13 protein-coding genes are annotated in these 13,841 nt (G+C 70.4%); 8 read left to right on the forward strand and 5 right to left on the reverse strand.

Features of this window, described 5'->3' with window-relative positions; translation table 11 throughout:
- The first annotated feature begins 135 nt into the window (after positions 1-135).
- Positions 136-462 (forward strand): hypothetical protein, encoded by a 327-nt coding sequence (locus IE241_RS05840; protein ID WP_190020560.1) that lies wholly within the window; start codon positions 136-138, stop codon positions 460-462.
- 141 nt (positions 463-603) lie between these two features.
- On the opposite strand, the gene IE241_RS05845 is transcribed toward IE241_RS05840, so the two are convergent.
- Both IE241_RS05845 and IE241_RS05850 read right to left on the reverse strand, forming a co-directional pair.
- Complete coding sequence (locus tag IE241_RS05845; RefSeq protein WP_190020561.1) at positions 604-1,197, reverse strand: isochorismatase family protein; 594 nt, start codon at positions 1,195-1,197, stop codon at positions 604-606.
- A gap of 176 nt (positions 1,198-1,373) precedes the next feature.
- Positions 1,374-2,702 (reverse strand): nicotinate phosphoribosyltransferase, encoded by a 1,329-nt coding sequence (locus IE241_RS05850; protein WP_190020562.1) that lies wholly within the window; start codon positions 2,700-2,702, stop codon positions 1,374-1,376.
- A gap of 170 nt (positions 2,703-2,872) precedes the next feature.
- Between IE241_RS05850 and clpS the strand changes: the two genes are divergently transcribed.
- The 6 genes from clpS to IE241_RS05880 all read left to right on the forward strand — a co-directional run bounded on the left by clpS (position 2,873) and on the right by IE241_RS05880 (position 7,500).
- Positions 2,873-3,184, forward strand: coding sequence for an ATP-dependent Clp protease adapter ClpS (clpS, locus tag IE241_RS05855; protein WP_190020563.1), 312 nt, complete (start codon positions 2,873-2,875; stop codon positions 3,182-3,184).
- Entirely contained in the window at positions 3,184-3,786 is a 603-nt protein-coding gene (locus tag IE241_RS05860; RefSeq protein WP_190020564.1) for a DUF2017 domain-containing protein, read from the forward strand. The genes clpS and IE241_RS05860 overlap by 1 nt, the downstream gene beginning before the upstream one ends.
- A 318-nt stretch (positions 3,787-4,104) precedes the next feature.
- On the forward strand, positions 4,105-5,601 hold the full coding sequence (locus tag IE241_RS05865; RefSeq protein ID WP_190020565.1) for an amino acid permease: 1,497 nt from the start codon (positions 4,105-4,107) through the stop codon (positions 5,599-5,601).
- Positions 5,602-5,710: 109 nt separating this feature from the next.
- Positions 5,711-6,133, forward strand: a complete 423-nt coding sequence (locus tag IE241_RS05870; RefSeq protein WP_190020566.1) for a M67 family metallopeptidase — start codon at positions 5,711-5,713, stop codon at positions 6,131-6,133.
- 119 nt (positions 6,134-6,252) lie between these two features.
- Positions 6,253-6,534 (forward strand): MoaD/ThiS family protein, encoded by a 282-nt coding sequence (locus IE241_RS05875; protein ID WP_190020567.1) that lies wholly within the window; start codon positions 6,253-6,255, stop codon positions 6,532-6,534.
- 15 nt (positions 6,535-6,549) lie between these two features.
- Positions 6,550-7,500, forward strand: coding sequence for a PLP-dependent cysteine synthase family protein (locus IE241_RS05880; RefSeq protein ID WP_190020568.1), 951 nt, complete (start codon positions 6,550-6,552; stop codon positions 7,498-7,500).
- Between the two features lie 28 nt (positions 7,501-7,528).
- On the opposite strand, the gene IE241_RS05885 is transcribed toward IE241_RS05880, so the two are convergent.
- Positions 7,529-9,724, reverse strand: coding sequence for an NACHT domain-containing protein (locus tag IE241_RS05885; RefSeq protein ID WP_190020569.1), 2,196 nt, complete (start codon positions 9,722-9,724; stop codon positions 7,529-7,531).
- Positions 9,725-9,982: 258 nt separating this feature from the next.
- Between IE241_RS05885 and IE241_RS05890 the strand changes: the two genes are divergently transcribed.
- Positions 9,983-10,735, forward strand: coding sequence for an MBL fold metallo-hydrolase (locus IE241_RS05890; RefSeq protein ID WP_190020570.1), 753 nt, complete (start codon positions 9,983-9,985; stop codon positions 10,733-10,735).
- Positions 10,736-10,833: 98 nt separating this feature from the next.
- On the opposite strand, the gene IE241_RS05895 is transcribed toward IE241_RS05890, so the two are convergent.
- Entirely contained in the window at positions 10,834-12,045 is a 1,212-nt protein-coding gene (locus tag IE241_RS05895) for a PTS transporter subunit EIIC (protein ID WP_190021046.1), read from the reverse strand.
- Positions 12,046-12,422: 377 nt separating this feature from the next.
- On the reverse strand, positions 12,423-13,748 hold the full coding sequence (locus IE241_RS05900) for a PTS transporter subunit EIIC (RefSeq protein WP_190020571.1): 1,326 nt from the start codon (positions 13,746-13,748) through the stop codon (positions 12,423-12,425).
- Positions 13,749-13,841 lie beyond the last annotated feature (93 nt).

Here is a 13,841-nt window from a genome sequence, read left to right on the forward strand (position 1 = left end):
CTGCATCTGTGCAGGTCAGAGCGGTATCGGCCGTCGCCCCCTAGCGGGCGGCGGCCGATCGCGTTTAGATGACTGCCGTGGCGCTGTTATTGACACCGTTAGGGACACCCCGGTCCGGGGAGAGGTGACACGGGCATGGCAGGCGGAGGTTTCTGCAAGCTGCCGGGCGGCAGTGTGGTGGTGGCCCTGTACCTTCCGGGCCCGCCCGGCGGGGGCGCCTCGCCCGGGGCCCGGGTGCGGGTGCTGGTGCACGCCGCCAACCGGGCGCGTGCGCTGACGCGCCTGCGGAACCTCGGCCTGCGGGCCGTGTACCTGCGCGGCAACACGGAGCCGCCGACGCCGGACGAGATAACGGCGGTGCTCCACCATCCCGACGGGCTGGTCTGGCGCGCGGCGCCGGACGACGACACGGAGTCGTGGCATCCGATACGGACCCTGCTCCGCGGGGCTCCGGCGGCGTAGGGGCTGCGCCCGGCCACCGGGGGGCTGGGGGCTCGCCCCCAGGAAACGGTGAAAGGGTGGGACCGGGGCCACTCCCTCCGCCGCGACGGCGCGCATCCGGCGTCGGCGCATCCGGCGGTGCCGAGCCCTGCCGGCCGGAGCTCACCCGGCCTGAACCACCGGCTTCCCGCTCAGCTCGACGCCCGCGTCCCGGAGCTGCTCCAGCGCCCGTTCCGTCGTCCCGGGGGCGACCCCCGCCGTGAGGTCGAGCAGCACCTGGGTCGAGAACCCCTCCCGCGCCGCATCCAGCGCGGTGGCGCGGACGCAGTGGTCCGTCGCGATCCCCACGACGTCGACCTCCGTGACCCCCCGCTCCCGCAGCCAGTCCGCCAAGGACACCCCGTTCTCGTCGGTGCCCTCGAACCCGCTGTATGCGGCCGCGTAGGCACCCTTGTCGAAGACGGCGTCTATCGCCCCGGAGGCGATCACCGGAGCGAAGTTCGGGTGGAACCCGGACCCCTCCGTGCCGGCGACGCAGTGCGGCGGCCAGGTCGTCTCGTAGTCCGGCTCGGCGGAGAAGTGCGCGCCGGGGTCTATGTGGTGGTCGCGCGTGGCGACGATGTGCCGGTATCCGGGCGTGGCCTCGCCGACGAGGTCGGTGATGGCCGCGGCCACGTCGGCGCCGCCGGCCACTGCGAGGCTGCCGCCCTCGCAGAAGTCGTTCTGCACGTCGACGATGATCAGTGCACGCTGCATGATGCGGATCCTTTGTGGAAGGGCCCTCGGCCGACAGTGCGGATCACGACTGTACGGATGTGCGGATCTGTACGGATCGCCTCTCTGTGACCGAGGGTAGTGACTTCCGTTGCGCAATGGGAGAGGGACCCGGAGCGGGGAAGGCCCACCGGGCGCGCGGGGAGCGGCGGGGAGCGTCAGAGGTACTCGGTGGGGAGTACCGGCTCGCCGCGCGAGAGCTGGGTGGCGGAGAGCGGGAGCCCCGCCCGGGCGGCGGCGTGCCGGTCCCGTGCGGCGTCCAGGGGCTCGCGGGCGACGACCTCGCCGCCGCGGACGAGCTCGGTGATCAGCCGGTGGTCCGCGAGCTCCGCCGGTACCGGCCCGGTGCCGACGACCTCGGCCTCGGCCACGCCGTCCGCGTCGGGCCGGCGCGCGGCCCACTTGCGGCCGCCGATGGAGGTCTTGCCGCCCATGGACTTCTTGGCGACCGCCCGCAGCGGGGCGTCCGGCCCGGCCTCGTCCGCGCGGGCCACGAGCTTGTAGACCATCGAGCAGGTGGGGTGTCCGCTGCCGGTCACCAGCTGCGTGCCGACCCCGTAGGCGTCGACGGGGGCCGCGGCGAGCGAGGCGATGGCGTACTCGTCGAGGTCGCTGGTGACGACGATCTTCGTCTTGGCGGCGCCCAGGTCGTCCAGCTGCTGCCGCACCCGGTGCGCGAGCAGCAGCAGGTCGCCGGAGTCGATGCGGACGGCGCCGAGCTCCGGGCCCGCGATCTCCACGGCCGTCCGGACGGCCTCGGTGACGTCGTACGTGTCCACGAGCAGGGTCGTGCCCCCGCCGAGCGAGTCGACCTGGGCGGTGAAGGCGTCGCGCTCGCTGTCGTGCAGCAGCGTGAAGGCGTGCGCACTGGTGCCGACGGTCGGGATGCTGTAGCGGAAGCCGGCCGCGAGGTCGGAGGTGGAGGTGAAGCCGCCGACGTAGGCGGCGCGGGAGGCGGCCACGGCCGCGAGCTCGTGGGTGCGCCGGGCGCCCATCTCGATCAGCGGGCGGTCGCCTGCGGCCACGGCCATCCGGGAGGCCGCGGCGGCGACGGCCGAGTCGTGGTTGAGGATCGACAGGATCACGGTCTCCAGCAGCACCGCCTCGGCGAAGGTGCCCTCGACGCGCAGGATCGGCGAGCCGGGGAAGTAGACCTCGCCCTCGGGGTAGCCCCAGATGTCACCGCGGAAGCGGTAGTCGGCGAGCCAGGCCAGGGTCGGTTCGTCGACGATCCGCTGGGCGGCGAGGAAGTCCAGCACGCCGCTGTCGAAGCGGAAGTTCTCCACGGCGTCCAGGACCCGGCCGGTGCCCGCCACGACGCCGTAGCGGCGCCCCTCGGGGAGCCGGCGGGTGAAGACCTCGAAGACCGAGCGGCGGTCGGCGGTGCCGGAGCGCAGCGCGGCCTGCAGCATCGTGAGTTCGTACCGGTCGGTGAAGAGGGCCGTCGACGGAACGTCCACCGGCAGCCTCAAGTCCGCAGCGTTCATGGAAAGAGATGCTACCCCCAATACTCGTCAGAGTGACGATTTCTCGGTGTGCTGCCCGGCACGTCCCCCGGTACGCCTCCCGGCGCGTCCCCCGCCGCGTCCGCCGGGCCCGTCCCCGACGCGCGGCCGGAGGCACCCCCTTTGTGCATCGCGTCCCCGCGAGTGGCAGCATGGGAAACGTGAGTGTTGCACCGGTCGAGATCGAACGCCCCGAGTTGAGCGAGTCCCCGTACGCGGTGACCGAGCCCGACGTCCCCTGGGTCACGCTGGTCCACAACGACCCCGTCAACCTCATGAGTTATGTGACGTATGTCTTCCAGGCGTACTTCGGCTACTCCAAGGACAAGGCCCACAAGCTGATGCTCGACGTCCACCACAAGGGGCGCGCCACCGTCTCCAGCGGCAGCCGTGAAGAGATGGAGCGCGACGTGCAGGCGATGCACGGCTACGGGCTGTGGGCGACGCTGTCGCAGGACCGTTGATGGCCGGCCACTTCGAGCCGCTGTCCGGCGGCGGGGCCGCCGTGGCCCTGGACGAGGTCGAGGTCTCCATCCTGCGCAGCCTGGCCGTGCAGCTCCTTGAGCTGATCGGCCCGGGCGACGCCGCCGGCCCCGAAGGCGCCGATCCGCTCGCGCGGCTCTTCGCCGAGGGTCCCAGCGAGCCGCCGTCCGACCCCGCGCTGGCCCGGCTCTTCCCCGACGCCTACGGCGACCCGGGCGCCGAGCAGGACCCGCAGGAGCGCGCGTACGCCTCGGAATTCCGCCGCTACACCGAGAACGACCTGCGCGACCGCAAGCGCGAGGACGCCCTCGCCGTCGTCCGCTCGCTCGACTCGCTGACCGTCGGGGGAGACGCCGGGGACGACGCCGCCGTCCTGCGGCTCGCGCCCGAGGACTGCCGGCGCTGGCTGGGCGCGCTCAACGATCTCCGGCTGGCCATCGGCGCGCGGCTGGAAATCGCTCATGACGACGACAGCGAAGCGCTGCTCCGGCTGCCGGACGAGGATCCGCGCAAGCCGATGGTGATGGCTTACCTCTGGCTCGGTGGCCTGCAGGAATCGCTGGTAGAGGCACTTATCGGCTGATCGATCAAATGCGTCCGGGCGTTCGCTCAGGGAACAATCAAGTCCGGATAACGATCGGATCACCGCGGTAGCGGCTATTGCCTTATCTTCTCCTTATTGTCCGCTTTTCTTTGTGGTGTGCGTCACTGGCTCATGATCGGCATTCAGACGATCTACCGGCCACTCGTGGTACATCTTGGCGACCTGCCTCCGTGACGCCACCCATGTTCACGGCGGGAGCGCTGAGCCGGCCGACCGTCGGCACTCGCAGGACTCCATCCGGGGGGATCGGAACCCGATCCGGAGCAACCGGATCGGTATGGAGAAAGGCGCACCACCATGACCTCTGAGCAGGTCGCGGCCCGTACCGCGGACGCAGTCGCGGAAACGGGGCACAAGGGAAGCGGCAAGGCCGCTTCCGAGGGTTACGAGCGGGGACTCGGTAACCGACAGATTCAGATGATCGCCATTGGTGGCGCCATCGGCACCGGCCTCTTCCTCGGCGCGGGGAAGGCCATTTCCAAGGCCGGCCCGAGCCTGATCCTGGCCTATGCAATAGCTGGCCTGGTCATCTTCTTCATCATGCGAGCGCTCGGTGAGCTGCTCATGTACCGCCCGGTGTCGGGCTCCTTCTCGGACTACGCCCGGGAATTCCTCGGTCCCTTCTGGGGCTATGTGACCGGATGGACGTACTGGCTCTTCTGGGTCGTCACCGGAATCGTCGAGGTGACCGCCGCGGCCTCCTATGTGCAGTACTGGAACCATTCCATTCCGCAATGGGTCTCCGCGCTGGTCTTCACCGTCATCCTGTACTTCGCCAACCTGATCTCCGTGAAGCTCTTCGGTGAGCTGGAGTTCTGGTTCTCGATGGTCAAGGTCACCGCCATCATCGGCATGATCCTCATCGGTATCGGCGTGCTCACCATCGGCTTCTCCGACGCCGGTGACACCGCCACCGTCGCCAACCTCTGGAACGACGGCGGCTTCTTCCCGCACGGCATCGGCAACACCCTGATGACCCTGCAGATCGTGATGTTCGCCTTCCTCGCCGTCGAGCTGGTCGGCGTCACCGCGGGCGAGGCCAAGGACCCGGAGAAGACGCTCCCCAAGGCGATCAACACCGTGCCGTGGCGCATCGCGGTCTTCTACATCGGCGCGCTGATCATCATCCTGGCCGTGGTCCCGTGGGGCGAGTTCATGCCGGGCGTCAGCCCCTTCGTGGCCGCCTTCCAGAAGATCGGCCTGCCGGCCGGTGCGGGCATCGTCAACTTCGTCGTCCTCACCGCGGCGCTGTCGTCCTGCAACTCGGGCATGTACTCCACCGGCCGCATGCTGCGCGACCTCTCGCTCAACGGCCAGGGCCCGAAGTTCTTCGGCCAGCTGACCAAGGGCGGCCTGCCGCTGCGCGGCACCACCTTCTCCGCCGCGCTGATGCTCGTCGGCGTCTGGATCAACTACCAGTGGCCGGGCAAGGCGTTCGACTACGTCGTCTCCTTCGCGACCATCTCCGGCATGTGGGCGTGGATCGTGATCCTCGTCGCCCAGCTGCGCTACCGCCGCAAGGCCGACCGCGGCGAGCTCCCGCAGTCCGCGTTCCGGGCCCCCGGCGCGCCGTGGACCAGCCTCTTCGCCCTCGCCTTCATCGTCATGGTCATCGTGATGATGGGCATCGACAAGGACGCGCGGGTCTCGCTGTACTGCGCCCCCGTCTGGGCGGCGATCATGTGGGTGTCCTACCTCGTCCTCAAGGCCCGCAACCCGCAGGCCTTCGAGCGCAAGGACTACACGCAGGCCGCGCAGGCCGAGGCCGAGCAGAAGGTCGAGCAGGTCGCGTAAGGCCTTACGGCCTCACCCGTCCGGCATCCGGGCCCGTCCGTACCACTCCTCGGTACGGGCGGGCCCTGCGCTTTACCCGGGCGATCCCCGCGTGCCTATCCTGGGGCGCATGCTGACCATCACCCAGGACCTGTACGACCGGATCGTCGCGCACGCCCGCGCGGACCACCCCGACGAGGCCTGCGGCGTGGTCGCAGGGCCGGCCGGCAGCGGCCGCCCCGAGCGGTTCATCCCCATGCTCAACGCCGCCCGCTCGCCCACGTTCTACGAGTTCGACTCCGCGGACCTGCTGAAGCTCTACCGCGAGATGGACGACCGCGACGAGGAGCCCGTGGTCATCTACCACTCGCACACGGCCACCGAGGCCTACCCGTCCCGTACGGACATCTCCTACGCCAACGAGCCCGGCGCCCACTACGTGCTCGTCTCCACCGCCGACACCGACGGCGAGGGCCCCTTCCAGTTCCGCTCGTTCCGCATAGTGGACGGCCAGGTGACCGAAGAGGACGTCAGCGTGGTCCCTGCTCACTGAGTTCCGGCCCTCCGGCCGGCCGCCGCTGTCCGCATGCCGGTACGAACCTCCGGCGGCCGCACACGGAATCGATACGATCGCCCCAGGTGCCCCACCCGCACGCCGACAGGAGCCGCATCATGGCCATCGAGGTCCGCATTCCGACCATTCTCCGTACCTACACCGACGGCAAGAAGGCCGTCGAAGGCAACGGCGCCACCGTCGACGAGCTCTTCAAGGACCTCGACGCCCGCCACGCGGGCATCCGCGAGCGCCTGGTCGACGAGTCCGGCGAGCTGCGCCGCTTCGTCAACGTCTACCTCAACGACGAGGACGTCCGCTTCCTCGCCGGCATCGCCACCGAGCTCACCGACGGCGACAGCGTCACCATCCTCCCGGCCGTCGCCGGCGGAATGGTCTGAGGCGCGGCGTAGAGCATGCGCTACGACAGCCACCTGGCCTCGGTCGGCAACACCCCGCTGGTGCGGCTGCCCAGGCTCTCCCCGTCCGAGTCGGTCCGCGTCTGGGCCAAGCTGGAGGACCGCAACCCCACCGGCTCGGTCAAGGACCGCCCCGCCCTGCACATGATCGAGCAGGCGGAGCGGAGCGGGCGGCTGACCCCCGGCTGCACCATCCTCGAGCCCACCTCCGGCAACACCGGCATCTCCCTGGCCATGGCCGCCCGCCTCAAGGGCTACCGCATCGTGTGCGTCATGCCGGAGAACACCAGCGAGGAGCGGCGGCAGCTGCTCGCCATGTGGGGCGCGGAGATCATCTCCTCGCCCGCCGCGGGCGGCTCCAACACCGCCGTCCGCGTCGCCAAGGAGCTCGCCGCCGAGCACACCGACTGGGTGATGCTCTATCAGTACGGCAACCCCGACAACGCCGGGGCGCACTACGCCGGCACGGGCCCCGAGCTCCTCGCCGACCTCCCCGAGATCACCCACTTCGTCGCCGGCCTCGGCACCACCGGCACGCTCATGGGCGTCGGCCGCTACCTGCGCGAGCACAAGCCGGGCGTGAGCATCGTCGCCGCGGAGCCCCGCTACGACGACCTCGTCTACGGCCTGCGCAACCTCGACGAGGGCTTCGTCCCCGAGCTCTACGACGCCTCCGTCCTCACCACGCGCTACTCGGTCGGCTCCGAGGACGCCGTGCGCCGCACCCGCGAGCTCCTCGCCGAGGAGGGCATCTTCGCGGGCGTCTCCACCGGCGCCGTCCTGCACGCGGCCCTCGGCGTGGCCCGCAAGGCCGAACGGGCCGGGGAGAGCGCCGACATCGCCTTCATCGTGGCCGACGGCGGCTGGAAATACCTCTCGACGGGCATCTACACGGCACCCACGACGGAAGCGGCGGTGGAGGCCCTGCAGGGCCAGCTCTGGGCGTAGGGCCCGTCCCGGCGGGGTCACGGAGGGGTCATGGCCGCGGGCCGGTTCCCCCGCCGTGGCCGCCGGGAGGTGGCGGCGCAAGGCGGTCCTGCAGGCGGGCGTGGCGGAACTGGTAGACCGCGCCGACCTGGCGCAGGACGCCGCGGCGGTGAGCGTCGTCCAGGAACGTCATCAGCCCCCAGGGGAGCTTGCCGCGCAGTGCGAACCACGTCCGGGTGAGCAGGAACCAGCCCCAACTGCTCGCACCCAGACCGAAACGCCGTCGTTGCGCGAACCTGTCGGCAAGCCCGATGGCCAGGCCCCCGCCGAGGCCCGCGGCCATCGCGGCAGGGAGACCGATGACAAGCCCGAAGCCGGGGCGTCCGATCAGCACCCCCGCGAGAAGCCCGGACCCGAACGACTCCACCAGGATCCGCATGCAGCTGACACGCCTGTCGTCCCGCAGCGCGAACCGGGGAGTCGGTGAGCCGATCGCGTCCGCCGGGGTGTGCAGCCACATCATGACACCGAAGCCGGTTCCGACACCCGCCCCCGTCCCCACGGCGACGGTGAGAAGTTCCTTCGGACCGCTTGCGAATTCCGCGCCGAAAGCCGCCGCGAGGCTGAGGGTGACCAGTGCTCCGATTCCGCACACGAGCCCGATCCCCAGCCCGTGGAGCGTCTTCCTGCAGAACAGCACGAGCCGCCCGCGGATGCGGAAGTTGGCGTACGCCGGCGGCGCGGGAGAGGCGACCACGAACCCGCTGGCAAGCCCGGCGACGACTCCCGTCGGAAGCCCGATCCCGGGCCCGGTCCCGATCGTGATCCCCAGTCCGGCAAGGAATCCGGCCACGAGTTGGAACAGCACTGCGATGACCCTCCGCTTGCGGGGGGAGAGAAACGTGTACAGCCGCCACCAGGCCAGTTCACGCGTCCGCTGCCGCTGAAGATGCCCGGCGAGGAACCTGAGCCACGTGCCGGCCGCCTCGGCCGGGTAGGGCGGGGCCGCCCCCGGCGTGCCCCCGGCCGAGGGCAGCGGCCGGTGCGCGTACACCGCGGGTATGAAGGCGTCCAGCAGATGACCCTCGATGGATTCCGCGTCCGCGAACCGCTGGGGAGCGAGGAGCTCCGCCGGATCCCTGGCCGGATCGGTGTAGACGGCCCGGGCCAGCGCCGCCATCAGGGGCAGCGAGAGGACCTTCGCCGCCACCCCGCCCGGGTCCTCCCGCAAGCGGGCCGCCACCGCCGCCCACCGGTCGCCGCCGGCCACCCCGCGCGCCGTCAGGAACGCGATCACCTCCCGCACCCCCACCGGCTCCAGCTCCACCACCGCGGCCGTGGCCAGCACCGTCCCCCCGGCGACGACCGCCGCCTCGTACTCCGCGCTGCGGCACGTGAGCACGAAGGGGGCGCCCGGGGCGATGCCGTCCAACGCCTCGACCGCCTTGGCGTGCAGCGGCACCGGCAGCTCGTCCAGGCCGTCGAGGACCGGCAGCACCCTGCCCTCGGTCACCAGCCGCCGGGCCGCATCCGTCCCGAACACCGCGGTGTTCGCCAGCGCCGGGTACTCCTCCAGCAGCCGGCGGGCCACCCACGTGTGCAGGTGTTCGGCGCGCGGGTCCCAGGACGAGAGCGTGAGCAGGACCGGCACCGGCCCGCCGTCCTGCGCGCGCCGGTGCTCCAGCAGGTCGAGGGTGAGCAGGATGGCCATGACGGTCTTGCCCGCGCCGGGCTCCCCGAGGACCACCAACCGCCGCCGGGGCAGCCGGGAGAAGGTCTCGACGATGCCGGTGTCCCGGCCCGTCCCGCCGATCCCGCCGCGCAGGTGCAGCCGCAGGGGCCGCCCGCCGACCGTCCCCTGGCCGAGCACGCCCACAGGATCGCCGGCCACGGGCCTGCCGGTCGAGGACCACCGCACGTGCAGTGGCTGCGGCCGGTGCAGCATCCTCAGCTCCGCTTCGGCCGCCCACTGTTCGTGCAGCGTACGGGCGAGCTGGTCCGCCGCCCGGCACAGCCGCTCGGCGGCCTCGGCGCTTCCCGGTCCGCCGTCGGCCGCGGTCCGGTTGCGGTGGACCTCCAACACGGCCGCGGCGCCGGCGGATACCGCCGCGGCAGGCCACGCCAGCCACAGATACGGCTGCACGGGACCGGGAACCGAACCGCTCGCCAGGTTGGTGGCGAGCGGGAGGACCAGCGCGGTGAGGAAGGAGACCAGGGCCGTCATGAATTGTGCGGGGCGCCGCATACGCCACCTCTGCTTCCTGCTGTTCCCGCCGCACCGTCAGCCGCTGTCCGATGCGCCGGATCACATGACTATGCGGTCACACATCCTCCCGGACGGCGGATCCGCCCGGAACCCCCCTTGCGCCGCCCGCCCAGAAGGGTCCGTACCGGTGACTTCAGCCACAACCCCACCTCGCGGAGGAGCGGCCGTCCCGTTCGCGCTTTACGCTCGACGGACCGCATGGCCCCCCGTCACGAGTCAACGGAGGTTCAGGCCCGCATGAAGCTCACCGTCGTCGGATGCTCGGGGTCGTTCCCGTCCACGGAATCGGCCTGCTCGAGCTACCTCGTAGAGGCCGACGGCTTCCGGCTGCTCCTCGACATGGGCAACGGCGCCCTCGGCGAGCTGCAGCGCCACATCGGCCTCTACGACCTCGACGCCATCCTGCTGTCGCACCTGCACCCCGACCACTGCATCGACATGTGCGGTTACTTCGTGGCCCGCTACTACCGGCACGAGGGCGGGCGCGCCGAGGCCATCCCCGTCTACGGCCCGCGGGACACCGAGCACCGGCTGGCCACGGCGTACGGGGACGTGCCCGACGACTCGTGCATGAGCGAGGTCTTCGACTTCCGCACGCTCACCCCCGGCACCTTCTCGCTGGGCCCCCTCACCGTCCGCACGGACCGGGTGCGCCACCCCGTGGAGGCCTTCGCCTTCCGCGTCGAGCACAACGGCAGCGCCCTCGTCTACTCCGGTGACACCGGCCCGTGCGAGGAGCTGCACGGCCTGGCCGACGGCGCCGACCTCCTGCTGTGCGAGGCGTCGTTCACCCACGGCAAGGAGGACATCCCCGACCTCCACCTCAACGGCCGCGAGGCGGGCGAGCACGCCGCGCGGGCCGGGGCGGGCCGGCTGGTCCTCACCCACATCCCGCCGTGGACGGACCCGCTGACCAACCTGCGCGATGCGCGTGCCGTCTACGACGGGCCGGTCGAACTCGCCCGGGCGGGCGCGGTGTACGAGCTCTGACTCACCGGCTCTTTTTGTTTCTTATAAATAGGCAAGCAAATGCCCCCGGAATCCATGGATTCCGGGGGCATTTGCCGGTAAGGCCGTTACTTAAGGGGTCACGCCTTCAATTCGGCGGACTCTTCCGCGGACTCGCGGCCCGGGGTCTTGAGGTCGAACTTCGTGATGGCGAAGCGGAAGACCACATAGTAGATCGCGGCGAAGCACAGACCCACGAGGACGAGCATCCACGGCTTCGAGGCGATGCCCAGGTTCAGCAGGAAGTCGATGACGCCGGCCGAGAAGCCGAAGCCGTCCTTCATGCCGAGCGCCCAGGTCAGGGCCATCGAGACACCCGTCAGCACCGCGTGGATCGCGTAGAGCACCGGCGCGACGAACATGAAGGTGAACTCGATCGGCTCGGTCACGCCGGTGACGAAGGCGGTGAGCGCGAGGGAGAACATCATGCCGCCGACGACCTTGCGGTTCTCGGGGCGGGCGCAGTGCACGATCGCGAGGCAGGCGGCCGGCAGCGCGAACATCATGATCGGGAAGAAGCCGGTCATGAACTGGCCGGCGTTGGGGTCGCCGGCGAGGAAGCGGGCGATGTCGCCGTTGACGGTGCCCTTGGGGCCGTCGTACGAACCGGCCTGGAACCACGGGAAGGAGTTGAGCAGGTGGTGCATGCCGACCGGGATCAGACCGCGGTTGGCGACACCGAAGATGCCTGCGCCGACCGCGCCGGAGCCGACCAGCCACTCGCCGAAGCTGTGCAGGCCCGTGCCGAGCACCGGCCAGATGTAACCGAAGGCGACACCGATGAGCAGACCCGCGAAGGACGACAGGATCGGCACCAGGCGGCGGCCGCCGAAGAAGCCCGCCCAGTCCGGCAGCTTGGTGCGGTAGAAGCGCTGGTATATCAGCGCCACCACGAGGCCGATCACGACACCGCCGAGGACCTTGGCGTCGACGGCCTGCTCCACCATGGCGACCTTGTGGTCGACCACGGCCTCCTTCTTCGGGAGGCTGCCGTCGGTGAAGGTGCCGAGGACCTTGCTGAAGACCAGGTAACCGGCCACGGCGGCCAGGGCCGTCGAGCCGTCCGACTTCTTGGCGTAGCCGATCGCGACACCCACGGCGAACAGCAGCGCCATGTTGTCGAGGATCGCGCCGCCGCCGGCGGACATGAATTCGGCGATCTTGTTGAGGAACGCCGGGAAGGACTCCTTGCCCAGCATGTCGCCCTGGCCGAGGCGGACCATCAGCGCGGCGGCGGGGAGCACCGCGACCGGCAGCATCAGGCTGCGTCCGATACGCTGGGCGATCGCCATGGCGCCGGCGCCGGACTTCTTCTTCTCCGCCGGAGCCGCGTCCTTCTTCTTCGCGGGCTTCTTGTCCGCGGGCTTCTCCGCGGGCTTCTTCTCCGGCTTCTCCGGCGAAGCGGCGTCGTCAGGCGCCGCCTTTGCCGCCTTGGCGCTCTTACTCATCGGATTCCTCCAGGTGAGGCGGGCGCTCGGGGGAAGGGGGGACGGCCCGCTTTTGGTCTACACCACTCAGTGGTTTAGACCTGTTGTAGCACGTGAGTCCGGGATAAAGGAATCCGTCCTTCCCAGTGGCTTCGCGCACAGCTCCGGGCGCACGGAAAGGCCCCGGGGCGGGGCGGCTCCGGGGCCCTTGGTGACGTCCTGCTCTCGGTGACGGGCTGCGATTACTCCTTCACGTTCCCGCGCTCGATCTCCTCCGCGAGCTCTTCCGGCTCACGCCCCGGAGTCGGCAGGTCGAACTTCGTAATCGCGAACCGGAAAATCGCGTAGTAGACGACGGCGAAGCACAGCCCGATCGGAATGATGAGCCACGGCTTGGTCGCCAGCCCCCAGTTGATCACGTAGTCGATCAGGCCCGCCGAGAAGCTGAAGCCGTCGTGCACCCCCAGTCCCCAGCTCACCGCCATCGAGACGCCCGTCAGCAGCGCGTGCACCGCGTACAGCAGCGGCGCGATGAAGAGGAACGAGTACTCGATGGGCTCGGTGATGCCCGTGACGAAGGACGTCAGGCCCACCGAGAGCATCATGCCCGCCACCTCCTTGCGCCGGTGCGGCTTCGCGCAGTGCGCGATCGCCAGCGCCGCCGCCGGCAGCGCGAACATCATGATCGGGAAGAAGCCCGTCGTGAACTGGCCCGCGTGCGGATCGCCCGCCAGGAAGCGGTTGATGTCACCGTGCACCACCGTGCCGTCCGGCTTCGTGTAATCGCCGAACTGGAACCACATGAACGTATTGAGGAACTGGTGCAGGCCCACCACCAGCAGTGCGCGGTTCGCGACGCCGAAGACGCCGGCTCCCCCCGATCCCAGGTCCGACAGCCACTTGCTGAAGCTCGTCAGCGCATCGCCCACCGGCGGCCAGACGAACAGGCAGACCACCGCGAACAGCAGCGCCACGAACGACATCAGGATCGGCACCAGGCGCCGCCCGTTGAAGAAGCCCAGCCAGTCCACCAGCCGCACCCGGTGGAAGCGCATCCAGAACCACGCGCTGAGCAGGCCGATCACGATGCCGCCGAAGACCCCCGGGTTCTGGAAGCTCGCCGGGGACAGCTGCCCGCCCATGGAGACGCACACCCCGCTCCACAGCCCCGCCCCGGTGAACGTCGTCTCGGCCGGGCAGTCCTGCGGGAACTGGTGCAGCACGGAGAAGTAGACGAGGAAGGCCACCACGGCCGCCAGCGCCGTCGAGCCGTCCGCCTTCTTCGCCATCCCGATGGCCACGCCCACGCAGAAGAGCAGCGGCAGGCCGAGCCCCGAGTCCAGCAGGGCGCCGCCCGCGCCCGCGAAGACCTTCGCCACGTCCGTCCAGCCCAGCCCGTCCTTGCCGAAGACGTCGGGCTGGCCGAGCCGGTTGAGGATGCCCGCGGCCGGGAGCACCGCGATCGGCAGCTGGAGGCTGCGGCCCATCTTCTGCAGGTTGGAGAAGAGGGTCTGCCGGCGCTCCCGCCACCGGCCCTGCCCCGGTGCCGCCGTGGCGTCCGTGCTCATCTGCGTCCTCCCGGCCGCCGCCCGGGCGACGGTCCACTCGGTACTTGCCGCATACTGGTGTAGACCACTTATGCGAGGTGGTGAGTGAGGCCA

The sequence above is a fragment of the Streptomyces hiroshimensis genome (assembly GCF_014650335.1).
Lineage (GTDB): Bacteria > Actinomycetota > Actinomycetes > Streptomycetales > Streptomycetaceae > Streptomyces > Streptomyces hiroshimensis.

Coding starts and splice junctions, on each gene's coding strand:
- IE241_RS05895 (WP_190021046.1), bottom strand. CDS start 12,045: ATGGCGATCGCCCAGCGTATCGGACGCAGCCTGATGCTGCCGGTCGCG.
- IE241_RS05885 (WP_190020569.1), bottom strand. CDS start 9,724: ATGCGGCGCCCCGCACAATTCATGACGGCCCTGGTCTCCTTCCTCACC.
- IE241_RS05865 (WP_190020565.1), top strand. CDS start 4,105: ATGACCTCTGAGCAGGTCGCGGCCCGTACCGCGGACGCAGTCGCGGAA.
- IE241_RS05870 (WP_190020566.1), top strand. CDS start 5,711: ATGCTGACCATCACCCAGGACCTGTACGACCGGATCGTCGCGCACGCC.
- IE241_RS05875 (WP_190020567.1), top strand. CDS start 6,253: ATGGCCATCGAGGTCCGCATTCCGACCATTCTCCGTACCTACACCGAC.
- IE241_RS05840 (WP_190020560.1), top strand. CDS start 136: ATGGCAGGCGGAGGTTTCTGCAAGCTGCCGGGCGGCAGTGTGGTGGTG.
- IE241_RS05860 (WP_190020564.1), top strand. CDS start 3,184: ATGGCCGGCCACTTCGAGCCGCTGTCCGGCGGCGGGGCCGCCGTGGCC.
- IE241_RS05845 (WP_190020561.1), bottom strand. CDS start 1,197: ATGCAGCGTGCACTGATCATCGTCGACGTGCAGAACGACTTCTGCGAG.
- IE241_RS05890 (WP_190020570.1), top strand. CDS start 9,983: ATGAAGCTCACCGTCGTCGGATGCTCGGGGTCGTTCCCGTCCACGGAA.
- IE241_RS05900 (WP_190020571.1), bottom strand. CDS start 13,748: ATGAGCACGGACGCCACGGCGGCACCGGGGCAGGGCCGGTGGCGGGAG.
- IE241_RS05880 (WP_190020568.1), top strand. CDS start 6,550: ATGCGCTACGACAGCCACCTGGCCTCGGTCGGCAACACCCCGCTGGTG.
- clpS (WP_190020563.1), top strand. CDS start 2,873: ATGGGAAACGTGAGTGTTGCACCGGTCGAGATCGAACGCCCCGAGTTG.
- IE241_RS05850 (WP_190020562.1), bottom strand. CDS start 2,702: ATGAACGCTGCGGACTTGAGGCTGCCGGTGGACGTTCCGTCGACGGCC.